This is a genomic window from Steroidobacter sp. (assembly GCF_036402275.1).
Lineage (GTDB): Bacteria > Pseudomonadota > Gammaproteobacteria > Steroidobacterales > Steroidobacteraceae > Steroidobacter.
Map to the genome: position 1 here is coordinate 123,455 of NZ_DASWTF010000055.1, position 24,100 is coordinate 147,554.

Here is a 24,100-nt window from a genome sequence, read left to right on the forward strand (position 1 = left end):
TTTCGCGTTATCACCTCGCAATCTCCAATGAGTAAAGCGCGCGGCCTGCGCTCGATGGTTTCTTGTCAAATCGTCGTGTTCGATCTCGCGCGATTGCTTTCTATCGATTCACTGCAACGACGTGCGTGTGCGTGGATATTTCTGATCGATTGTCACGTGCCTCGTTAAAAACATTTGTACGAGTATTGACGCGAGCGGTCTCGCGGTGATTAAGTACGTCGTAGAGTCACACCCAACTACAAGGGTGGCCAATCCAAAAGGGGGAATCGTCGATGCAGTCGGTCATCAGAAACGGCGCCTTACGTGGTGCAATTTTGGTAGCGCTAGCAAGCGCCCTTCCTGCCAAGGCCCAAGAGGGTTCGTCCGCAGCCGGCAACGATAGTAGTCTCGAAGAAGTAGTTGTTACCGGTATCAGGGAATCGCTCCAGCGCAACCTGGATATGAAGCGCGAGGCGACCGGCGTCGTCGACGTGATCTCCTCCGAGGACATCGGCAAATTTCCGGACTCGAACGTCGCCGCCTCGTTGCAACGAGTGCCCGGTGTTTCGATTCAACGCTCGGGCACGCGCGGCGAGCCGACGGGCATCACGGTGCGCGGCTTCGGCGGCGACTTCAACGAAACTCTCTATGACGGCCGACGCATCTCGACGGCCTCCGGCGAACGCTCGGTCGATTTCAGCACCGTCGGCGCCGACTTCGTCGGTGCGCTGAGCGTCATGAAGACGCCGGACATCACATTGTCGGCAAGCTCGATCGGCGCCACCGTGAACGTGATGTTTCCCAAACCGTTCGACCAGCCCGGCCCGCGGTTTGTGACCAGCGTGTCAGGGTCGATGCAGGATGAAGCATCCGATGTGAAACCGACGGTCGGCGCACTGTTCAGCAACACGTTCGCCGACGACACGCTAGGCGTTCTCGTGGACGCCATCTACACGGACCGCAGCACCGATACCAATCGGGTGTTCGTCTCGGGTTGGGAAGGCGGCCGCTTTGCGGCGTGCCAGCTGACCGCCGCCTGCACGGCCGACGAGTTACGCCCCGAGGCGCCCAAACCTTTCGTGGGCTGGTGGCAGCAGCAGTACGGCGCCGAGCAGTCACAGGTGAGCGACGAGCGCATCGACGGCCGCATCGCCTTGCAATGGCGACCCTCCGATAACGTGCTCCTCACGGTCGACGACAACTACTCGCGGCAAAAGATCGTGACCGAGACCTATGGCTTCGCGCTGTGGTTCGGATTGAACGACCTGCGCAATGTGCAGCTCGATGACAATGGCACCGTGGTCGATTTCATCCAGTCGGGCACCCCGATGGACCTGAACGCGAGCATCGCAGAACAGCTGCGCGAGACCAACCAGACGGGCATCAATCTCAAGATCGACGTTTCGGAGAATCTGAGCCTCGACATCGACGCCTCCTATGCGAAGAGCGAGCAGAATCCCGACGGTCAGGGCAGCGACGGCGCCGACATCGGCTATGGCGGCGACCTGGGCACCGCGCTCGGTGTGCGTGTGCTAGGCGACAGCAACGATACGTTGCCGCAGCTGACGACCTACGGCCCGAATGGCGACACTTCCCGCTATCTGGATCCTTCCGTGATCGGCTCTCACGTGCTCGTGCGCACGTCGGAAGAGAATACCGATACGCTGAAGCAGGCGCGTATCACGGCGACGTGGCAGCAGGAAGGCCTGCGCTTCGATGCGGGCACGTCCTACGTCGACGACAACTTCGAGCTCGAGGATCGCAACACCTTCGCCAACAATTTCTGGCAGGCATGGTCGGGTTACGGCGCGCCATCCGGCCGCACCTCGGGCGTGGTGGTGCCCACGAATCTGTATCGGGGCACGATCGGCACATCGGGATTCATTCCGGGATTCTCGGGCGCCGGCTCGTTGCCGTCGCAGCTGCTCATGTACAACCCACGCGCGTTGTATGCATATTTGGAAGGCCTGGGTAATCCGCAGGCGCAGAACATCCCCGGCTACAACTATGGCTGCTGCGACTACACCGGGTCGCTCGATCTCGCGCTCGATCCCGGCAGCGTCCAGAACATCGAGGAGAAGACCTGGGCCGCGTTCGTGCGCGCTTCTTTCGAGGTCGATGTCGCCGGCAGGCCGTTCCATTTCAGCGCCGGCGTGCGTAACGAACGCACCCACGTTGAATCCTCGGGCGTCGGTCGCCTGCCGATCCTGCTGACCCAGAATCCGGCGGATCCGACGTTGCTGTCGACCACCTATTCGGAGACGCAGCCGATCACGACCAAGAGCAGATATTCCTATCTGCTGCCCAGTCTGGACATGAAGCTGGAGGTGACTCCAGACGTTCACGTGCGTTTCGGGGCCTCGCGCACCTTGACCCGACCTGACATCAACTTCCTCACGCCGGTTTTGAACGTGGGCGCGTTGCCACGCGTAGGCGCGCTCACCGCGGAGGGCGGCAACCCTGCGCTGAAGCCGTACCTGTCGGATAACTTCGACTTCGCGGTGGAGTGGTACTACCAGGACAACTCCTATGCCTCGTTGAACTACTTCATCAAGGATGTGACCAACTTCATCGTCCAGGGCACGCAGCGGCAGACGATCAACGATGTGATCGATCCGACCACCGGCCAGCCCGCCGTGTACACGGTGTCGCAGCGGGTCAACGGACCGGACGCGACTGTCGACGGCATCGAGTTCGCGTGGCAGCACGTGTTCGGCGATACCGGCTTCGGTTTCAACGGCAACGTGACGCTGGTGAATACGGACAAGCCGTACGACCGTTACGATATTTCGACCAGCGGCTTCGCCGTCACCGGCCTCGCGGACTCGGCCAACTTCATCGGCTTCTACGACAAGAACGGCTTCGAGGTCCGCGTCGCGGCCAACTGGCGCGACGAGTATCTGCTGCAGTTCGGCCAGAACCAGAACAACTCTCAGTTCGGCGCCGAGCCCACCTTCGTCAACTCGAGCCTGCAGATCGACGTGAGCACCAGTTATCAGCTCACCGAGTCTCTCAATGTGTTCTTCGAAGCATTGAATGTCACCAACGACACGATGAGCACGCACGGTCGCTTCGATAACCAGCTGCTCGATGTGTTCGCCTACGGTCGCCGCTACGCGCTGGGGGCGCGTTTCCGGATGTAGCGTTGATGAGGGGAGGCGTCGACAACCCCTCCGTAGGCGCCTCCCCGTTTTTCTGTCGAGATCGGCGCGCTGTTGATTAGTAGACCATGGTGCAAGCAGTCAGAAGAATCGTGATCGTGGGTGGTGGCACCGCGGGATGGTTGGCCGCGGGTGTCATCGCCGCAAAGCATCGCAGCCGGATTCCGGCGAGCTTCAGTGTGACGTTGGTGGAGTCGCCCAACACGCCGATCATCGGCGTGGGCGAGGGGACATGGCCCACTTTGCGCACCACGCTGTCGCGCATCGGTGTGTCCGAGACCGAGATGTTTCGCAAGTGTGATGCCGCGTTCAAACAGGGCGCGTGGTTCGCCCGGTGGACGACGGGCGCGAAGGACGATGGCTACTATCATCCGCTGATGCTTCCGCAGAGCTTCTCGCACATCAACCTCGTGCCACACTGGCTGGCGAGAGACGACGGCCGCAGTTTTTGTGACACTGTTTGCCCGCAGGGTCGGATCTGCGACGACGGCCTTGCACCGAAGACCATCGCCACTGCCGAGTTCGAGGCGGTGGCCAACTACGCCTACCATCTCGATGCAGGCAAGTTCGCGCCATTTCTCCAGCAGCATTGTTGCGAAAAGCTCGGCGTGCGGCACGTGCTGGCGGATGTGCGGCGAGTTCATCTGAAAGAGAACGGCGACATTCGCAGTCTCGAAACCGAACAGGCCGGCGAGATCGAAGGCGACCTGTTCGTGGATTGCACCGGTTTCAAGGCGCTGCTCATCGGCGAGACGCTGGGCGTGCCGTTCGTGGATTGCAGCGACGTCCTGTTCTGCGATACGGCGCTCGCCGTACAGGTTCCCTACGAGACCGAGACGAGTCCGATCGCGTCACACACCATCTCGACCGCGCAATCGGCCGGTTGGATTTGGGACATCGGGTTGCCGACGCGGCGGGGCGTCGGTCATGTCTTTTCCAGTCGTCACATCTCGGTCGACGATGCGGAGCGCGAGCTGCGTACGTATATAGGGCCAGCGGGCAAGGACCTGCCGTTTCGGAAGATCCCGATCCGCTCCGGCCATCGACAGATCTTCTGGAAGCGCAACTGCGTCGCCATCGGTTTGTCGGCGGGTTTTCTCGAGCCATTGGAAGCGTCGGCCATCGTGCTGATCGAGATGTCCGCCAAGCTCGTCGCCGAACAGATGCCGGTGTGCCGCGAAGTGATGGATGTCATCGCCGCGCGTTTCAACAACACGACGGAATATCGCTGGGGCAGGATCATCGATTTCCTCAAGCTCCACTACGCGCTTACTCAGCGCGATGACAGTGCGTTCTGGCGCGACAACCGGTTGCCCGAAACGATTCCGGAACGTTTGCAGCACCTGATGTTGCTGTGGCGTTATCAATCGCCGTGGTATCACGACGAGTTCGATCGCATCGAGGAAGTGTTTCCGGCCGCGAGCTATCAGTACGTGCTGTACGGCATGGGATTTCGCACCGAGGTGGAGCCGCAGATCGTCGCGGGCAGCGCGAACAATGCGGAACGTGCGATGCGCGAGAACATTGCGCAGACAGAAAAGCTGCGCGCGGGACTACCTCGCCACCGCGATCTGATTCGCAAGATCGTCCAGCACGGCTTGCAGCCGGTGTAAGAGGGCTGCGAACGATGGCAACTCATGAGCTGCTCAATCCTCAGGACCACGCGCATCTGCGCCTGCTGCCGAGACAGGGCGCGGAACCGCACTTCGTCCAGATCGTGCCTGGCGAGTTCGTCTCGGCGGCCGTCGCGTGTCCCGTCCTGTTCTCGAAGGATCCTGCGACGGGGGCGTTCTATGCGGGCGCCGCGCTGGGTCTGAAACCAGGCGAGGGCGCGCTGAAGAGCACGCAGGATCGTGGCGGTTTCGAGCCGCTCGCTCTGCAGCGGGACGGCTTTTTCATCGCGGAGGATCGCATCGCCATCGATCGGAGCAATCCGCGTTTCAGCGAGACTGAAGGAGAGCCGCTGTTCGACAGTGCACAGCAGCCGAGCACGGCGCTGCGCCGTATCCAGCGGGCCTTGAGGCACTTGCACGAGGGCATCGCACAGACCGCCGCGCTGGTGCGTGAGTTGATGGACCTGAAGCTGATCGAGCCGATCGACATTTCACTCAGTTTCGACAACGGCGAGCGACTCACGTTGGAGGGCCTGTACACCGTGAGTCGGGACGCGTTGCGCGATCTGCCGGACGCCGACGTTCTGCGTCTGTTTCGCACTGGCCATTTGCAGCTCGCCTACGCCATGACGGGCTCGCTCAACCAACTGCCGGTTCTTGCCCACCTGCGCAACCGCAGGCTCGCCGATTCGCGCTGATCGATTTCAGGAAGGACGTCGGGGGACGTATGAAGTGGATGACGGGATTGCTGATCGCGCTGGTGGCGAATCTTTCTTGGGCGCAGGCGGCCGGAGACTTTCGCCCGGCGAGCACCAATGTTTGGGACGCACAGTATCCGCGCGTGGACGCTGCGGGACGGGTGCAGGTTCGGGTGAAAGCGCCAGAGGCCAGCAAGGTGAAGTTGAACTTCTGGAACGGTCCGAAGGTGGACATGCAGAAGCAGCCCGACGGATTCTGGACCGTCACCACCGAGCCGCTCGTTCCGGGATTCCACTATTACACAGTGGTCATCGACGGCGCCGAAGTCTCCGATCCGGGCAGCCATGCCTATTTCGGCGGGACTCGCCATGCGAGCGCGGTAGAGATTCCAGAGCCAGGCTCGACTTATTACTCCATCCAGGACGTGCCGCACGGTCAGGTGCGCGAGGTTTGGTACCACTCGAAGGTCACGGGCAGCTGGCGGCACGCGCTGGTGTATCTGCCGCCCGGCTACGACTCGCAAACGAACACGCGTTATCCCGTGCTCTACCTGCAACATGGCGGCGGCGAAGATGAGACGGGCTGGATTCGCCAGGGCCGCGCCAATTTCATTCTGGACAATTCGATCGCCGCACGTGAGAGCGAGCCGATGATCGTCGTGATGGCGTACGGTTACGCGCGGCGCGCAGGGGAGTCGCCCCCGGACATGACGGGCGCCGCATTCGGCTCTCCGCAGATGTTGAAAGCCATGCAGAGCATGGCTGAAACGTTCGAAGACGATGTCACGCAGGCGTTGATTCCGTTCATCGACAAAACATTCCGCACCATTGCCGATCGCGATCATCGCGCCATGGCGGGCCTGTCCATGGGCGGCATGCAGACGTTCCACATCACGTTGAACCATCTCGATCTGTTCTCTCACATCGGCGGCTTCAGCGGCGCCGGCGGCCTGCTTGCTCCGCGCGATCGCAAGTTCGACCCGAAGACGGATTACAACGGCGTGTTCGCCGACGCGGCTGCATTCGCCAAGAAAGTTCACGTGCTGTGGCTGGGCGTGGGAAGCGCGGAAGCGGAGAGATTCCTTACCGGCATACGGGGGCTGCACGAGGGCCTGAACCAGGCAGGCATCAAGCACGTCTACGTCGAATCGCAGGGTACCGATCACGAATGGCAGACCTGGCGCCGCGCCTTGAAAGATTTCGCGCCCAGGCTCTTCAAGCAGGGCAAGGGTCAGACCTGATCATGATCCAAGCTGTTTGCATATTCACATTGCTGTTGGGTGCTCTGTCCGCACCAGCGGCGTGGGCTCAGCTGAAGACGGAAGCGCCGCCCGTGGTTCCCGGCGCCAAACCGGTCGCCGTCGAGTCCATCAAGATTCATGCGAGCGCGCTGGAAGGCAATCTGGAGGGCAACGCGGTCGAACGCGACGTGCTGGTATTCCTGCCGCCCAGTTATAAGAAAGAAACGAGCCGTCGCTACCCCGTGGTGTATGCGCTGCACGGATACTCCATTGGCGCCGAGCAGTGGTCGCGCGAGATCCATGCGCCGCAAACCATCGAAGGCGCGTTCGCCCAGGGCGCGAACGAGATGATCGTGGTCCTGCCCGATTCGAAGACCGTGCACAACGGTTCGATGTATTCGGGTTCGGTCACGACCGGAGACTTCGAGAGTTTCATCGCCCGTGATGTGGTCTCGTACATCGATGCGCACTACCGGACCATTCCGGAACGGCGCAGCCGCGGCTTGGCGGGACATTCCATGGGCGGCTATGGGACGACACGCATTGGAATGAAACATGCCGAGGTGTTCGGCAGCCTGTACATCATGAGCCCTTGTTGTCTGTCGCCGCGGTCGGTCCGCGGCGACGGCGCAGAGTTCGACAAGTTGCTGGGAGCGGTCAAAGGTCCGGCCGATTCGGCCAAGTTGCCATTCTTCGCGCGAGCGCAGCTGGCGGCGGCGGCAGCGTGGTCACCGAATCCGAAGAATCCTCCACTGTTTCTGGATCTTCCCGCCCAGGCCGGCGAAGCTCGGGACGACGTGCTGGCGAGGTGGGCCGCGAACGCGCCACTCGCGTTCGTTCATCAGTACATCGGCAACATTCGCCGCTACCACGGCATCGCGCTCGACGTTGGCGATCAGGACGGCCTGCGGACCGACACCGCGAAGCTTCACGAGGTGCTGGACTCTTACGGCATCGCGAACACCTTCGAAGTGTATGCCGGCGATCACACCAACAGGCTGGGCGACCGATTCCAGAATCACGTGCTGCCGTTCTTCAGCACGAATCTCTGTTTCAAATCCGGGTGCCGTTGATCCGGAGCTCTGGCGACGCAACCATGTCACTGTCCCCCAGAGAAATTGCGGCACAGGATCTGACCGATCCGGGCGCATTCCTCCGTGAGGTTGCGGAGCCATGTCGTCCCGTTGTGATCCGCGGACTGGTCGCATCGTGGCCGATCGTGCTCGCCGCCGAGCGCTCGCCTGTGCATCTCAGAGAATACCTCTCGCGTTTCGATAAGGGAGCACCGGCGGAGGTGTTCGTCGGCGAGCCGCACATCGCGGGCAAGTATTACTACAACGACGATTTGCGCGGATTCAACTTCTCACGCGTACGCATGAGCTTCAGCGGCGCGATCGAGAAGATCGTGTCGACGGCGGGGGAGGTCGGTCAGCACTCGATGTACATGGGCTCGCTGCCTGCCGATCGCTACTTGCCGGGCTTTTCGACCGAGAATGCACTGTCGATCCTGAAGTCCGGCATCGAGCCGCGCATCTGGCTCGGCCATGCGTCATATGTTTCAGCTCACTACGACACGATGGACAACGTCGCGTGCGTGGTCGCGGGCACCCGACGCTTCACGTTGTACGCGCCAGAAACTATCGACCGGCTGTACATCGGTCCCATCGATCACACGATGGCAGGGCAGCCGGTGAGTCTCGCCGCGTCCGCACCCCCCGATGACGACAGGTTTCCGCGTTTTCGCGAGGTCCGCGATCAAGCGCTCGTGGCAGAGCTGCGCGCCGGCGATGCGATCTACGTGCCGAAGCTGTGGTGGCACCAGGTGGAAGCGACCAGTTCGTTCAACGCCTTGGTCAATTACTGGTGGGATCCTTTCAGCGCGGGGCCGGATGTACCCGCCGCCGCGCTGCTGCTGAGTTTGATCACCATCGCCGAGCGTCCGGCGGCCGAACGACAGGCATGGAAGGCGTTCTTCGATCACTTCGTGTTTCGAACCCATGGCCATCCACTGGCGCATCTGCCGGCGAGTCAGCACGGCGTGCTGGGACCGCTGCAGCCGGACAACTATCAGAAGATCAGCGCGCTCGTCATGCAGATGTTGCGTGGTTTGTGAGTAAAGGGAACGGCATGTCTTTGCGCAATATTCCGAGTTGTTTACTGACGCTGTGCCTGGGCATCGCTGCAAGCGGCATGTCGCCGCGCGCCGATGCCGATGGCGATTCGCTGCGGACCCGAGCTGACCAGAAGGCCACAGCGCTCGTCGCTCAGCTGACGCTGGATGAAAAGGTGGAGCAGTTGCTCAACACCGCGCCGGCCATTCCCCGCTTGGGCATCCCTGCATACAACTGGTGGACCGAATCGTTGCACGGCGCGCTCGGTCCGGTGCCGACCACGAACTTTCCCGAACCGATCGGGCTCGCCGCAACGTTCGACGAAGCGCTGCTGCAGGAAGTCGCCGGCGCAATCAGCGTGGAGGTGCGCGCCCTACATGCATTGGGACGCAAGACGGGGCGGCTCGGGCGCATCGGCACGGGGCTGAACACCTGGTCGCCCAACATCAACATCTTCCGCGATCCGCGCTGGGGGCGGGGGCAGGAAACATACGGTGAAGATCCATTCCTCACTGCACGTTTAGGTGTGGCGTACGTACGCGGGATGCAAGGTCCGGATCCCGATCGGCCCGATGTGATCGCATCTCCCAAGCACTTCGCCGTTCACAGCGGCCCCGAGTCGACGCGTCACGAAGCCAACGTTTTCGTATCGCCTCATGATCTCGAAGATACCTATCTGCCCGCGTTTCGTGCGGCCATCGTCGACGGCAAGGCAGGATCGATCATGTGCGCCTACAATCGTGTCAACGGCGAGCCGGCGTGTGTCAGCGATCTATTGTTACAAACGCGGTTGCGTGAAGCGTGGAAGTTCAACGGCTACGTGGTTTCGGACTGCGATGCCGTGAAGGACATCAGCGACCAACACAAATTCGCACCGGATCCGGTAGCCGCGGTCGCAGCTGCGCTCAAGGCCGGTGTCGACAATGAGTGCACCAACGCCACGTTGTTCGATCTCGGCGGTCTGGGCAGCCGTTATACCCAGGCGTACGAGCGCGGCTTGATCAGCATGGAAGATATCGATCAGGCATTGATTCGATTGTTCTCCGCTCGTTATCTCAACGGCGATCTGCCAGGACTTGCGGGGCGGCCTGCAATCGACACGCCGCCCGCGCCAGTCACGACGCCGCAGCGGGATGCTCTCGCATTGGAAAGCGCGGAGAAGAGTCTCGTACTGCTCAAGAACGACGGCGTATTGCCATTGAAAGGCAGCGAGCGGATTGCGGTCATCGGGCCGCATGCGGACGCCACGCGAGTGTTGCGAGGTAACTATTCTTCGGCGCTCTCGAGTCCGCCGATATCGCTGGTCGATGGTCTGCGACGCGCTTTGCCTAAAGCAACCGTGACGCACGTGCCCTGGTCGCCTTCGATCACCGACGGCGACCCGATACCAACGTCTGCGCTGCGCTCGCCACGCGGGGAGCCCGGCTTGCTAGCCGAGTACTACGATGCCGACGAACGTTTGCCCAAGCGCTACGCGACACACGCGGAATATGCCGAGCGTGCCGGCAAAGTGAAGTTCAAAAGCAAACCGAGCGTGACTCGGGTCGAGCCGGGGATCGCCATGCGCGGCAACGAACACGCGCAACTCTCGGACTACTACCGCGTCGTGTGGACGGGCTTTGTGGTGCCGCCCGAGAGCGGCACGTATCGGATCGGTCTCAGCGGGCCCAATGCGGAGCTGATGCTGGACGGCAAGGTGCTCGCCCAGCATCGCCATCAACCGTGGGGCACGCGTTCCGAGATGACGACGCTCCAGTTGGAGAAGGGCCGCCGCTATCCGATCCGCGTCACGACCGAAGCGTTGTTGCTGGCGGGCGTGGAAGTCTTGTGGAAACGTATCTCGACCCAACCGGAAGCGGACTTGCGCGCCGCCGCCGCGCAGGCGGATGTGATCGTCGCTGCCGTGGGCCTGAATTCCAATCTCGAAGGCGAGGAGATGAAGGTCGAGCTGGAAGGCTTCTCCGGCGGCGACAAGACCTCCATCGATCTGCCGGCCGATCAGCGTCGGCTGCTCGAACAGGCGAAGGCGATCGGCAAGCCGCTGATCGTCGTGCTCATGAACGGCAGCACGCTGGATGTTTCCTGGGCGAAGGAGCACGCGTCGGGAATCATCGAAGCCTGGTACGCAGGCCAGGCCGGCGGGCTTGCCATCGGCAACGTGATTGCCGGTAAGACCAATCCCGCTGGGCGACTGCCGCTCACGTTCTACCGCAGTGTCGCCGATCTGCCGCCCTTCGAGGACTATTCGATGAAAGGGCGCACTTACCGTTATTTCGAAGGCACGCCGGTCTATCCCTTCGGACACGGCTTGAGTTACTCCACCTTCGAGTACGGCGCGGTCGATATACAGCCGGTGAATGGTGCTGTCGAACGCGGGCTGCGTGTCACCGCCACGATTCGAAACACGAGCAACCGGGCAGGGGAAGAAGTCGCTCAGCTCTATCTCGATCCACCGCCGTTCGAAGGCGCGCCGCGGCTTGCACTGCGCGGCTTCCAGCGTCTGGCGCTGCGACCGGGCGAGCAGCGGACCGTTACGTTCGAGCTCACGCCCCGAGATCTGAGTTTCGTGACTCGCGACGGCCTGCGCCAGATCTTCGCAGGCGAGCACCGTGTGAGCGTCGGGTCGGGGCAGCCGGGATCCGATGTGCCCGTGCAATCGGGCACGTTCACCACGACGCGGGTCGTTCAGCTGGCGCCCTGAATCTTCGCGCCTTCGCAACTAACAAAGGACGATAGGAAGCTGCAATGAGATCGATGTTTTCACTTCGAGCGCTCTTGATCTGTGTGACGGCGTGCGCCGGCGTGGCGCACAGCCAGACCGTCGCGCTGAAAGTCGAGGCCGACAAGCCCGGCGCCAAGATCGATCGGCACGTGTTCGGCCAGTTCGCCGAGCACCTGGGGCGCGGTGTCTACGAGGGCGTCTGGGTCGGTCCCGACTCACCGATCCCGAACACACGAGGCATCCGTAACGACGTGGTTGCAGCTCTGAAAGAGATTCGCGTGCCCAACGTGCGTTGGCCTGGCGGTTGCTTCGCGGATGAATATCACTGGCGCAACGGCATCGGCCCTCGAGCGGAACGTCCGGCAACACTGAATCCCAACTGGGGCGGCGTCATCGAGCCGAACACCTTCGGCACGCACGAGTTCATGGACTTCGTGCAGCAGATCGGCGCCGAAGCGTACATCTCGGTCAACGTCGGCTCGGGCACGCCGCAGGAGGCTGCGGACTGGTTCGAATACATGACGACCGAACAGCCGACGACGCTGGCGAAACAGCGCGCCGCCAACGGTCATCCCGAGCCGTACGGGATTTCGTTCATGGGCATCGGCAACGAGAGCTGGGGATGCGGCGGCTCGATGACGCCGGAACAATATGTGAGCCAGCTGCGCATCTACGCCCGCTACACACGCAATTACAACGCGAAACATCCGACGCTGAAGATCGCCGTCGGTCCGGATAGTGCAGACACCGGCTACACCGAAGCGGTGATGAAAGCCTGGAAGGAGCGCAACTGGAGCTGGGACATCAACGGGCTCTCGCTGCACTACTACACGGTCGGGGCCGGTTGGCCGCCGAAGTTCGCTGCGACCGGCTTCGGCGTCCAGGAGTACGCAACCCTCGTCAACTATACGTTGCGAATGAACGAGCTGCTGCGTACTCACGGCGCCATCATGGATAAGTACGATCCGGAGAAAAAGATCGCCCTGGTGGTGGATGAGTGGGGCGCCTGGCTCGCGCCGACGCCCGGCAGCAAGGAGGGTTTCCTCGAACAGCAGAACAGCGTTCGGGATGCAGTCATCGCCGCGCTCAATATCAACATGTTCGCCCGGCAGGCCGAACGTGTGCGCATCGCCAATATTGCGCAAATGGTCAACGTGCTACAGGCGATGATTCTGACCGAGCAGGACAAGCTCGTGCTGACCCCGACGTATCACGTGTTTCATATGTATGTGCCGTTTCAGGACGCCACGTTTCTACCCGTGACGTTCGACGCCGGCAGTTACGTGAACGGCGACATCAAATTGCCGAAAGTCGATGCCATTGCTGCCAAAGGTAAGGATGGCAAGACCTGGCTGGCCGTGACCAACATCGATCCTTCGGCTCCGACGCAGTTCGAATTGACGACACGCGCGAAGCGGGCCGCGGGAAGAGTTCTTTCAGCGCCGAAAATCGACAGCGTAAATACGTTTCAAGCTCCCGCCACGGTCGTGCCGAAGCCGATCGAGGCGAAGTCGAGCGGCGGCAAGATCGCCTTGAAGCTGCCTCCGCATTCGGTGGCCGTGTTTGCTTTGGAAGACTAGGACGGTCGCAGCGCCTGCGAGCGCTAGAGGACTCATGAGCGTCAGGACGAGTAGCGATGGACGAGCTGGAATGCAGGCCGCATTACTGAGCGGCAGCATCGCGCGTGACGTTGCTCTGACCATACTTTCAGGCGACGTGAAGCCCGGCCAACTCCTGGAAGGGGAGATCGATGCCTGCTCGCGTTTGGGCGTGTCGCGAACGGCGTATCGAGAAGCGATGCGAGTGCTGGTGGCGAAAGGGTTGGTCGAGAGTCGTCGCAGGTCCGGCACGAAGGTCACATCGAGCGAGCTATGGCATTGGTTGGATCCGGATGTGGTCGGCTGGTTACTCGGAGTTCAACCTGGACGACGTGTGACGGCCGCCATCTTCGAGTTGCGTAAAGCGATCGAGCCGAGCGCTGCCGCGCTGGCCGCCGAGCGACGTTCGGAGCAGCAACGGGAAGCGATGCGCACGGCATTGGTCGATTTGTATCGGCTTCCTGCCATGCCAGCCAGGATGTCGCAACGAGAGTTTCGCGGGCTGATGTTCGAGTCCTCCGGCAACCATTTTTTTTCGGCCGTGGGTCGGATCATCGACCAGGCCCTGCTTGAACCGACCGGCCAGCGTTTACCGCGGCCGACGCAGACTCGGGCGATCGTCGCGAAGTATTCAGATCTCTTTGCGGCGATCTCTGCGGCAGATGCGGTCGCCGCCCGCGAGGCGATGAGCGAAGCGATCGATCTCGAGTGGTGAATCGAATTGAATTGAATTGAATTGAATTGAAGCGATATAGACCGCGATGGCGCGGAGTCAGTCACTGAGACGCTAGAAACTACGAGAACAGACCATGTCAAACATATTTCGCAAGGACGGCCTCTATTCCGTGATGAAGAGCAGGTCGGGGGGCTTTCGAACGTTGGCGGCTTGTGGGCTGCTGATGCCACTTTCGGTCCATGCACAGGTACCGCCTTCGGAGGAGCAGGAGGGTGAATCCGGCCTCGAAGAAGTCCTCGTGACTGGCACTCGCATCATGTCGAGTGGGTACAATGCGCCGACGCCGACTTCGGTCATCAGCGCCGAGCAGCTCACTGCCAATGCGCAGCCCAACATTTTCACCACGGTCGCGCAGCTGCCCTCGCTGCAGGGGTCCACCGGCACGCAGACCAACACGTTCAGCACCTCCAGCGGGCAACAGGGCCTGAGCTCGTTCTCGTTGCGCGGCTTGGGGCCGATCCGCACGCTGACGCTACTCGACGGCCAGCGTGTCGTCGGCGCGAACGTGACGGGCGTGCCCGACGTGAGTTTGTTTCCTCAGCTGCTGATCGAGCGCGTCGACGTGGTCAACGGCGGCGCATCGTCGTCTTACGGTTCGGACGCCGTGGGTGGTGTGGTGAACTTCGTCACGAACACGCGCTTCGAAGGCGTCAAAGGGAATGTCCAAGGCGGCATCACCAACTACGACGACAATGAAACCGTCGTCGCTCAGCTCGCAGCCGGCAGCAGCTTCCTCGATGGGCGCCTGCATGCTGTGGGCAGCATCGAGTATCACGATGAAGCGGGCGTGGGCCCCGGTCCGTACGGCGTCGGTCTTGCGGGCGGCCGTGACTGGTTCACGCAACGAACACTCGTCAATCGCAACGTCTTGAATGACGGCTCGCCGCAATATGTCGTCATCGATTACGCCCAGCCCTACAACTACACCAAGTACGGCCTGATCACCGCCGGGCCGCTGCAGGGATGGGCCTTCGACGAAGCCGGCAACCCGTTCCAGTTCGAGTACGGCTCCAACGGTGTACCCGTTGGTGACGCGGCCGGCACCGTCAGTGGCTGTCTTCCAGGCTTCTGCGTCGGCGGCGATCTCTCCGGCAATGTCGACTCCGGCCGCACGTTGCAGTCCGAGCTGGAGCGCATCAACGGCTACGGCCGGCTGGGATTCGACTTCGCTGATGACGACGAAGTCTACGTGACGGTCAACCTGGCCCAGGTGCAGACCCACAACCAGCCGATCAACGGCATGAACCGGCCGAATCTCACGATCCAGTGCAGCAATCCTTTCTTGCCCGCTTCCATTCAAGCGTTGTGCGCCAATCCCGATGGCAATCCCGCCACCAACGACGCCATCACCAGTTTCCGGTACGGAACCAGCAACGCAATCCTGCCGAGCACGCAGGTGTACACCGACCGCCGTCAGTATCGTTTCGTGCTGGGCGCGCTCGGTGGATTGTCCGTGATGGGCAAGGAGTGGAACTACAACGGTTACTACGAGCATGGCGTCAACTTCTCGGACGTCGATGTCAAGAGCATCATGTTGAATCCACGCTTCAATCAGGCGATCAACGCGACCACGTTGGACGGCAATATCGTTTGCGCCGACCCGGTGGCGCGGGCGAACGGATGTGTCCCCATCAACATTTTTGGCGGCACGCGGCCCTCGGACGCGGCGTTCAACTACATCATGCCCTCGCGGGGCCCGATGCAGCGGACGCGACAGAACCAGGATGTGGCCAGCTTCAACGTCTCCGGCGAGCCGGTCGATCTCTGGGCAGGGCCGCTGGCGCTCGCATTCGGCGTCGAGTATCGAAAGGAAGAGTACCGCGTTCGCGCCGATGCCTACGGCAACGGCATCAACCCTCAAGCGGGTATCGAGGGTACGCCATACAACGATGACTATCCGGCCGATCCGGTGCTTTCGAATAACGGCAACAACTGGTATGCGGGCAACTACAAAAACGGCGAGGGTGACTACAGCGTCAAGGAAGCCTATGTGGAGTTCGATCTTCCGCTGTTCGATACGGAGGGCGCGGGTCGAGCGAATCTCAATGCCGCCTCACGCGTGACCGATTACAGCACCTCTGGAACCATCGACGTGTGGAAAGTCGGCGGCACTTGGGATACTCCGCTGGATGGACTGCGCCTGCGCGCAACCACCTCGCGCGATGCGCGTGCGCCCAATCTGTCGGAACTGTTCGCAGCGCCAGTCACGACCACGCTGCCGAACTTCTTCGATCCGGTCAATAACGTCAACGTGATCGTGATCCAGAACCAGGTCGGCAACCCCGCCCTTACGCCGGAAATCGCTCGCAACACTTCGTTCGGTGTCGTGCTATCCGAACCGGCCTGGCTGCCGAACTTCAGCGTGTCGGTCGATTATTACAAGATCAAGATCGATGACGTCATCTCCAGCCTCAGTGCCAATGACATCGTCAACTACTGTGTCCAGGGCGTCCTGCCGCAGACCTGTGGCTCGTTCAACCTGGACAATTCGAATGGACCGGGCTTCGTCAACGTCCAGTCCTTCAATTTCGCGTCGATCGAGACCTCTGGCGTCGACATCGAAGCCAGCTATCGATGGCCGCAGTTGTTTGGCCTGCCGGGCACCTTCACTGTGCGCGGCCTGGCTACACACATCCGCGAGTACATTAGCGACAACGGCCTGCCCGGCACGGTTCCGATCGACACCGCGGGGGTGAATATCGACACCAAGGCCGATTGGAAAGTCCTGGCCATCCAGAGCTACGACACCGACAAGTTCTCGTTCCAGATCCAGGAGCGCTGGATCAGCGACGGTGTGTTGGGCAACCAGTACATCGAATGTCAGCCAGGCACCTGCCCGATCTCGACCGTGAATCGACCGACCATCAATAACAATCACGTCGACGGGGCTTTCTACCTCGATGTCGGCGGCTCGTACGAGGTGATGCCGGGCGCGACTGCCTACTTCAAAGTCGACAACGTGCTCGATGAGGATCCGGCGCGGGTGACGATTTTCAGCAACCCGGCGCTCTACGACGCTCTCGGCCGTGTGTATCGACTCGGCGTGCGCTTCAATCTTTGATGCCATCGCGAAGGCGACCCGTTAGCTCGGGTCGCCTTTTCTAAGAGCTCGTAAATCTGGAACGTGAGTGCACCATGAAACTCTCGCTACGTCACTGGCTGCCCGCCACTGTGGCAGGACTGCTGCAGGCCACGGCAGCGTTCGCGACCAATCCGCTGATCGTGGATCAGTTCACTGCCGATCCGACGGCGCGCGTGTTCGAGGGCAAGGTCTACGTATACCCGTCGCATGACATCAAGGCGCCGCCGGGATACAAGGGCAAGCCGAACTGGTTCGTCATGGAGGACTACCACGTCTTTTCATCGGAGAATCTGACGGACTGGAAAGATCACGGCGTGATCCTGAAGCAGACGGATGTGGAGTGGGCCGACCCCGCCGCTTACGCCATGTGGGCGCCGGACAGTGTCTTCAAAGACGGCAAGTATTACTTCTATTTTCCGGCAATCGCCAAGACGGGGGGATTTCGGATCGGCGTGGCGATCGCGGACAAGCCTTACGGACCTTTCAAACCCGAGGCCACTTACATCGAAGGCGTGAAAGGAATCGACCCGGCCGTGCTCATCGGCAAGGATGGCAGCGCGTATCTGTACTACTCCCTGGACAAGATCTTCGTGGCCAAACTGAAGCCCAACATGCTGGAGATCGAGGGTGAGCCCATCGTGTTCGACTATCTGCCGAAGAAGGGACTGCAGGAAGGGCCCTTCGTGTTCGAACGCAACGGTCTCTACTATCTCACTTATCCGCACGTAGCCAACAAAACCGAGCGGCTCGAATATGCAACGAGCACGTCTCCCCTGGGGCCGTTCAAACACGCGGGCGTCATTCTCGACGAAGCGGAGAGCGGTTGCTGGACTGTCCACCATTCCATTCTCGATTACCGAGGGCAGTGGTATCTGTTCTATCACGACAAGGATCTCTCGCCCGCGTTCGACAAGAACCGCGCGATCAGAGCCGATAAGTTGTTCTTTAATAGTGACGGAACGATCCGCAAAGTTACCCCGACGCTACGTGGCGTCGGGCTCGTGGACGCCAAGAGCGAGATTCAGATCGACCGCTACAGTGCGACCAGCGGAGCAGGGGTGGCGGTTTCGTTCCTGGACGAGGCGAACCCGCACGCAGGTTGGAAAACCACGTTCAGCGCCGAGAAATCGTGGGTACGATTCAACGAAGTCGACTTCGAACGCGGCGGCCAAAAATCGATTGCAGTGCGTGCCAAGGCGCCCGGTGGAGGCGCGCTAGAGATCCGTCTGGACAAACACGACGGGCCGGTGATCGGGCGCCTGCAACTCGGCCGGGGCGCCGAATGGAATATTGCGAGTGGCGTGACGAGCAGCGTCCCGGCTGGCGTCCACGATCTTTTCGTGACCCAGGGCGGAGCCGAGCTCATCGAGGTGGATTGGGTGAGTTTCCGCTGAGAGCCCAGGTACAACTTTATGAAACGAATCGACCTCGCCAGCTCGTCTCGCCGCCGCTTTGTCACCAATGTGGGTCTGGTCGCAAGTCTCGGCGTGGTAGCGCCGAGGTCCGTCCTCGGACTCTCGCCAGGTGCGGAGAGCGGGGCACGGCTGCAAGCCTTCGATCTGACCGATGTGGATCTGGCCGAAGGGCCTTTCCTGCATGCGCAACGCATGACAGTGGCTTATTTGCTCAAGCTCGAGCCAGACAGGATGCTGCACAACTTCCGCGTGAATGCGGGATTGAAGCCCAAGGCATCGGTATATGGCGGATGGGAGTCCGAGCCCACGTGGGAGGACATCAATTGCCACGGCCATACTCTGGGTCACTATCTCTCCGCGTGCGCGCTCGCGTATCGCTCAACGAACGACAAGCGCTTCAAACAACGCATCGAGTACATAGCAAGCGAGCTTGCTGCTTGCCAGCGTGCCGCGGGTAGCGGGCTGGTCTGCGCATTCCCGAAGGGACCGGCAATGGTCGAGGCGCACTTGCGTGGCGAGAAGATCACTGGAGTTCCCTGGTACACGCTACACAAAGTTTTCGCCGGGCTTCGCGATGCGACGTCACTGGCAGACAGCGAGACCTCGCGCGCCGTACTGCTGCGCCTTGCAGATTGGACGGTCAAGGCCGCCCAGCCGCTCTCCGATGCGCAGTTCGAAACAATGCTGAACACCGAGCATGGCGGAATGAACGAGGTGTTCGCAGATCTATATGAGATGACCGGCAATTCCGACTACCGGCAGATGGCGGAGCGTTTTTCTCACAAAGCCATCCTCGAGCCGCTCGCGAAAGGCCGGGATCACCTCGACGGCCTGCATGCCAACACGCAAGTGCCGAAGATCGTCGGCTTTCAACGCGTCTACGAGGTCACCGGCGATGACAAGTATCGCGAAGCCGCGGAATTCTTCTGGAAGACAGTCGCTCTGACGCGCTCGTTCGCGACCGGCGGTCATGGCGACAACGAACACTTCTTTCCCATGGCGGAGTTCGCAAACCACGTCTTTTCACCGAAGGCTTCCGAGACGTGTTGCCAGCACAATATGCTGAAGCTGACGCGAGCGCTGTTCGTGCACGATCCGCGAGCGGAGTATGCCGATTACTACGAGCGCACGCTCTATAACGGCATCCTGGCCTCGCAGGATCCCGATAGCGGGATGGCGACCTACTTTCAGGGCGCGCGGCCGGGCTATATGAAGCTTTACCATACGCCGGAGAATTCGTTCTGGTGCTGTACCGGCACCGGCATGGAGAATCACGTGAAGTATCGTGATTCGATCTATTTCAAGGCCGGCCAGGCTCTCTATGTGAACCTGTTCATTCCATCCACCGTCCGATGGAAGGAGCAGAGCGCGGTGCTGACACAGACCACGAGCTTTCCCGAATCTTCGGGGACTACGTTGAAGCTGCAGCTCGAACGTCCGTCTGAATTCACACTCAAGCTGCGCCATCCTCAGTGGAGCAAGGCTGCCGTCGTGCTCGTCAATGGCAAAGAAGCGATGCGCTCGAGCAATCCCTGCAGCTATGTCGACGTATCGCGCACGTGGCGCAGCGGCGACGTGATCGAATTGCAGCTCACCATGGAAGTTGCGACAGACTGGGCGCCGGCGGCCCCGGACATCGTCGCCTTCACCTATGGGCCTCTCGTCCTTGCGGGGGCGCTGGGGCGTGAAGGACTGACGCCCGGCTCGGACATCATCGTCAATGAACGGCAGATCGGGAAATACAACGATGCACCCTTCACACCACCGCAGTTGCGCGGCGATCCGAGGACCATCGCCCAGGCGATCCGCCGTGGCGACCGGCCCAATGAATTCTTGATCGTCTCGGCGGAGCAGAAACCGGTGCGACTGATTCCCTATCATCGAATCGCGCACGAGCGGTACGCGACGTACTGGCAAATCAAACCGCCTGCGGCATGAAATAAGAAACGCGCTCCAGAGAAGACGCCCCTCCGCGGAGGGGCGTCATGCCAACGGTCTGCACGATGTCAGGCCCGCTGGAGAACCTGTAGGTCAAGACAGGCGAGCGCAGGTCATTTTGACGTGCTGGCCAGCGCGTTGAGCTGCGTGGCGACGAATTCCATGTGACCGCTCGCGATCGCTCGTGCGCGGTCCACGTCGCGAGCAAGGATGGCGGTTGCGAGGGCGCGGTGCTGCTGCCGAAGCTGCTGAGCGGTGGCCGATTCGGGCTCCAATCCGGCGAGGCTCAACTGGACATGCTCGTGCAACAGTTTGAGCAGCGACGCCATCAAGTACGAAAACAAGGGATTGTGAGTGGCGTCGGCGATGGCGCGATGAAACTCCACATCGCTGCGAATCTGTTCTTTGCGTTGATTGCCGGAGTAGGCGGCATCGACCGCGGCGAGAGCTTCGGTGAGGCGCTTGCGATCCTGAGGATCGTGACGTTTGGCGGCAAGCTCCGCCGCGCGGCTCTCCACCATGGCCCGGAACTCCACCAGATCCGCTTGCAAGGCCGGGTGTTGCTGGGACATGTCCGTCCAGATCTGCGCCATGTGCTGCTCGGATTGATCGACGACGTAGGTGCCATCGCCGCGGCGTCGCGTGAGCATGCCTCGCGAGACCAGTGTGGTCATCGCGTCCCGGACGGTCGAACGTGACACCGCGAGCTTGGTCGCCAACGACCGTTCCGAGGGCAAACGGCGATCCGGAGTGAATTTGCCGCTGACCACGGCTCGCTCCAGATGACGGATGACCTTCTGAACCTGCGTTTTCATCGTACGTGGGCAGTTGCGCGAATTGGTCCGACCAATATAACCGCATCCGCGGTGAAGCTCACAATTGCCGCTCCAGATGCCAGCCAAGATTGCCATGAAGCCAGCTCCCGAGGCCGCGCCGGCGGCGCGCCCCCGACTCTATTTTTTCGCCACCTGCGTGATCGATCTGTTCTCTCCCGACGCGGGAATGGACGCCATCGCCGTCCTGGAACACCTCGGTTTCGAGGTGATATTCCCGGCGGGCCAGACCTGCTGTGGCCAGCCCGCGTATACCAGCGGATTTCCCGAGGATGCACGCGCTGTGATGCGGGCGCAGCTGGATTTGTTTCCTGACGCCCTTCCCATCGTCGTGCCCTCGGGCTCCTGCATGGGAATGATGCGACATCATTGGCCGCACCTGTGCAGCGAGGACGCCGAACTGCGCAGGCGTGTCAATGGAGTTGCCGAGCGCGTGGTCGAGTTCACCGACTTCATTGCCGATCGCGTCGACTTCAGCAGATTGCGAGCGCAGGCGTTGAAGGTGTGTTTGCACACGTCCTGCAGCGCACGGCGGGAAAGTGGCGCGCTATCGAGCGGCCGAAACATTCTCGGGGCCATGCCCGGTGTGGAATTGCTCGTGCAGGATCACGAATCCGAGTGCTGCGGTTTTGGCGGCACCTTCTCCGTCAAGCATCCGGAAATCTCCGCCGCCATGGCGGCCGATAAGGTCGCCGCGCTCAGCGCCAGCGGCTGCGATCTGTTCGTCAGTGCGGACTGCGGCTGCCTGCTGAATCTAAACAACACGTTGGAAAAGCGCGGGGCGCCGTTGCGTGGCAAGCATCTGGCGAGTCTGTTGCGGGCCAGCCTGCCAGATCGTGAGGACGCGCGATGAGTGACGCAAACATCGCACGACGAGCGATCTTCGAGCGGCTGCGTTCCGCGATGCCGGCGAAGCAGGTCGCCGCGCCTGACCTGCATGAGTACTACGCGCAAGAGTTCATCGAGCCGGCGGTCGCTCGCATCGAGCGATTCATGACGCGTGCCCGTGCCTGGCATGCGCAGGTCGTGGAGACCACTGTTGCTGCCTGGCCCGCCACAGTGCACTCCATTCTCGATGCCAAAGGAGTGAAGCGGTTGCTAGCCGGGAGGAATACCGAGCTGAGCGCGACGTTGGCGACGGTCGTGCCCGGCGATCGCCTTTGCTGGTACGACGAGCCGCTCGACACATTCAAAAGCACATTGTTCGAGGACATCGATGCCGGCATTACCACGACTCGCGGCGGCATCGTCGAAACAGGCAGCTTGATTCTCTGGCCGAGCAGCAACGAGCCGCGAACCCTGTCGTTGGTGCCGCCGCTGCATATAGCAGTGCTGCAGGCCAATCAGCTGCACGATACGTTGTATGCGGCCATGCTCGCCCAGCGCTGGTCCGATGGTTTGCCCACCAACGCGCTACTGGTGACGGGACCATCCAAAACGGCGGACATTCAGCGCCTGTTGGTCTACGGCGCGCACGGACCGAAGCAACTGGTCATCGTGCTCGTCAGGAACGAGGAGCGGGTATGAGCCAGCCACACAACTCGGCGGACCCGCGCGCGTTCAAAGCGAACGCGCATGAGGCGCTGGCTGATCAGGCCCTCCGCGGCAGTTTTCGAAGCGCGATGGATTATCTGACCGACAGGCGTGCGGCCCAGTTTCCGGACCGCGAAGCGTTCGAGCGATTGCGCAGGTTAGGCGAGGGCATTCGTCAGCATGCGCTCGCACGATTGCCGGAGCTGCTGGAGCAGTTGGAAACGCGGCTTGCAGCCAACGGCGTGATGGTCCATTGGGCGGAGGATGCCGCACAGGCCAATCGAATCTTTCTCGACATTGCCCGGCGCCACGGCGCCCGCCGGATGGTCAAAGGAAAATCGATGGTCAGCGAGGAAATCGAGCTGAATCACCAGATGGCTTTAGCCGATATCGCCTGCGTCGAGACCGACATGGGTGAATACATCCTGCAGCTCGACGGCGACCGCCCCAGTCACATCATCATGCCGGCCATCCACAAGACCAAGGCCGATGTGTCGCGCATCTTCTCCGAGCATCTACCGCATGAACCGTACACCGACGACGTGAACGAGTTGATCGCCATCGGTCGCCGCGCGCTGCGTGACGAGTTCCGGAACGCAAAGATCGGCGTCTCGGGCGTCAATTTCATGGTGGCGCAGACCGGCTCGCTCGTGCTCGTGGAAAACGAAGGCAACGGTCGCCTGGCCACGTCGGTGCCTGAAGTGCACATCGCGATCACCGGCATCGAGAAGGTGATCGAGCGTCTGGAACATGTGCCGCCGTTATTCACATTGCTGACGCGCTCGGCGACTGGGCAGGCGGTTACGACCTACCTCAACATCATCAGCGGCCCGCGGCGCGCGGGAGAGAAGGACGGACCGAAGGAGGTGCACCTCATCCTGCTGGACAACGGTCGCACGCAAGCCTACCGCGAAGCAAACTTTCGCGCCACGCTCCAATGCATTCGCTGTGGGGCCTGCATGAACCACTGCCCGGTGTACGCCCGCGTCGGCGGCCTGTCGTATGGCACCACTTATCCCGGCCCCATCGGCGCGATCATCTCGCCTCATCTCATGAATCTCGCTTCGACGCGAGATTTGCCCACCGCGTCGAGCCTCTGCGGAGCATGCGGAGATGTGTGTCCGGTCGGCATTCCAATTCCCAACCTGTTGATGCGCCTTCGCGAAGCGGGCCGTCATGTCACGCCAGCACCTCGACAGCAGCAGGCGCTCAAGGGCCAGGGGGCTGCGCGCAGCTGGTCCGAAGTTCTCGCGTGGAAGGCGTGGCGCGCGATCTATTCGAACACACGTTTGTATCGCACATTCGCTTGGGCAGCGTCGCGTTTCCGCTGGCTCGCGCCGCCCCGGCAAGCGGGTTGGACGCAATCTCGCAGCCCTTTGCGCCCGGCGCGCCGCTCGTTGCGCGAACAATGGTCGAAACGAGCCGGGCTCCGAGGCTAAT

Annotated in this window: 16 protein-coding genes and 1 pseudogene; 16 read left to right on the plus strand and 1 reads right to left on the minus strand. The window is 61.4% G+C overall.

Going from position 1 to position 24,100, the window contains the following annotated elements:
• Positions 1–272: 272 nt before the first annotated feature.
• The 13 genes and pseudogenes from VGD45_RS33680 to VGD45_RS33735 all read left to right on the plus strand — a co-directional run bounded on the left by VGD45_RS33680 (position 273) and on the right by VGD45_RS33735 (position 20,294).
• Positions 273–3,122: a TonB-dependent receptor gene (locus VGD45_RS33680; RefSeq protein WP_331159799.1), complete on the plus strand. Its 2,850-nt coding sequence runs from the start codon at positions 273–275 to the stop codon at positions 3,120–3,122.
• 86 nt (positions 3,123–3,208) lie between these two features.
• Positions 3,209–4,753: a tryptophan halogenase family protein gene (locus VGD45_RS33685; RefSeq protein WP_331159800.1), complete on the plus strand. Its 1,545-nt coding sequence runs from the start codon at positions 3,209–3,211 to the stop codon at positions 4,751–4,753.
• Positions 4,754–4,767: 14 nt separating this feature from the next.
• Positions 4,768–5,451: a SapC family protein gene (locus VGD45_RS33690; RefSeq protein ID WP_331159801.1), complete on the plus strand. Its 684-nt coding sequence runs from the start codon at positions 4,768–4,770 to the stop codon at positions 5,449–5,451.
• Between the two features lie 29 nt (positions 5,452–5,480).
• Positions 5,481–6,692, plus strand: a complete 1,212-nt coding sequence (locus tag VGD45_RS33695; RefSeq protein ID WP_331159802.1) for an alpha/beta hydrolase-fold protein — start codon at positions 5,481–5,483, stop codon at positions 6,690–6,692.
• Between the two features lie 2 nt (positions 6,693–6,694).
• Complete coding sequence (locus VGD45_RS33700) at positions 6,695–7,765, plus strand: alpha/beta hydrolase (protein ID WP_331159803.1); 1,071 nt, start codon at positions 6,695–6,697, stop codon at positions 7,763–7,765.
• A gap of 23 nt (positions 7,766–7,788) precedes the next feature.
• Positions 7,789–8,805: a cupin-like domain-containing protein gene (locus VGD45_RS33705; protein WP_331159804.1), complete on the plus strand. Its 1,017-nt coding sequence runs from the start codon at positions 7,789–7,791 to the stop codon at positions 8,803–8,805.
• 14 nt (positions 8,806–8,819) lie between these two features.
• The gene (locus VGD45_RS33710) at positions 8,820–11,504 is read left to right on the plus strand and encodes a glycoside hydrolase family 3 C-terminal domain-containing protein (protein WP_331159805.1); all 2,685 of its coding nucleotides are present in this window, start codon (positions 8,820–8,822) and stop codon (positions 11,502–11,504) included.
• Positions 11,505–11,548: 44 nt separating this feature from the next.
• Positions 11,549–13,105, plus strand: a complete 1,557-nt coding sequence (locus VGD45_RS33715; protein WP_331159806.1) for an alpha-N-arabinofuranosidase — start codon at positions 11,549–11,551, stop codon at positions 13,103–13,105.
• Positions 13,106–13,175: 70 nt separating this feature from the next.
• Positions 13,176–13,370 (plus strand): annotated as a pseudogene (locus VGD45_RS34485) (GntR family transcriptional regulator); the annotation flags it as partial.
• An 87-nt stretch (positions 13,371–13,457) separates the two neighbouring features.
• Positions 13,458–13,838 (plus strand): FCD domain-containing protein, encoded by a 381-nt coding sequence (locus VGD45_RS33720; RefSeq protein ID WP_331159807.1) that lies wholly within the window; start codon positions 13,458–13,460, stop codon positions 13,836–13,838.
• Positions 13,839–13,932: 94 nt separating this feature from the next.
• Positions 13,933–16,920, plus strand: a complete 2,988-nt coding sequence (locus VGD45_RS33725; protein ID WP_331159808.1) for a TonB-dependent receptor plug domain-containing protein — start codon at positions 13,933–13,935, stop codon at positions 16,918–16,920.
• Positions 16,921–16,994: 74 nt separating this feature from the next.
• The gene (locus tag VGD45_RS33730) at positions 16,995–18,335 is read left to right on the plus strand and encodes a family 43 glycosylhydrolase (protein ID WP_331159809.1); all 1,341 of its coding nucleotides are present in this window, start codon (positions 16,995–16,997) and stop codon (positions 18,333–18,335) included.
• A gap of 18 nt (positions 18,336–18,353) precedes the next feature.
• Entirely contained in the window at positions 18,354–20,294 is a 1,941-nt protein-coding gene (locus tag VGD45_RS33735) for a glycoside hydrolase family 127 protein (RefSeq protein WP_331159810.1), read from the plus strand.
• Positions 20,295–20,407: 113 nt separating this feature from the next.
• On the opposite strand, the gene VGD45_RS33740 is transcribed toward VGD45_RS33735, so the two are convergent.
• Positions 20,408–21,109 carry a FadR/GntR family transcriptional regulator gene (locus VGD45_RS33740; RefSeq protein ID WP_331159811.1) on the minus strand — a complete coding sequence of 234 codons (702 nt, stop codon included), beginning with the start codon at positions 21,107–21,109 and terminating at the stop codon, positions 20,408–20,410.
• A 94-nt stretch (positions 21,110–21,203) separates the two neighbouring features.
• On the opposite strand from VGD45_RS33740, the gene VGD45_RS33745 reads away from it, so the two are divergent.
• From VGD45_RS33745 to VGD45_RS33755, 3 genes are read left to right on the plus strand one after another with little or no spacing between them, the layout of a single operon-like run.
• Positions 21,204–21,980: a (Fe-S)-binding protein gene (locus VGD45_RS33745; RefSeq protein WP_331159812.1), complete on the plus strand. Its 777-nt coding sequence runs from the start codon at positions 21,204–21,206 to the stop codon at positions 21,978–21,980.
• Positions 21,977–22,654, plus strand: a complete 678-nt coding sequence (locus VGD45_RS33750) for a lactate utilization protein (protein WP_331159813.1) — start codon at positions 21,977–21,979, stop codon at positions 22,652–22,654. The genes VGD45_RS33745 and VGD45_RS33750 overlap by 4 nt, the downstream gene beginning before the upstream one ends.
• Positions 22,651–24,099: a LutB/LldF family L-lactate oxidation iron-sulfur protein gene (locus tag VGD45_RS33755; RefSeq protein WP_331159814.1), complete on the plus strand. Its 1,449-nt coding sequence runs from the start codon at positions 22,651–22,653 to the stop codon at positions 24,097–24,099. Before VGD45_RS33750 ends, VGD45_RS33755 begins: the two co-directional genes overlap by 4 nt.
• Position 24,100 lies beyond the last annotated feature (1 nt).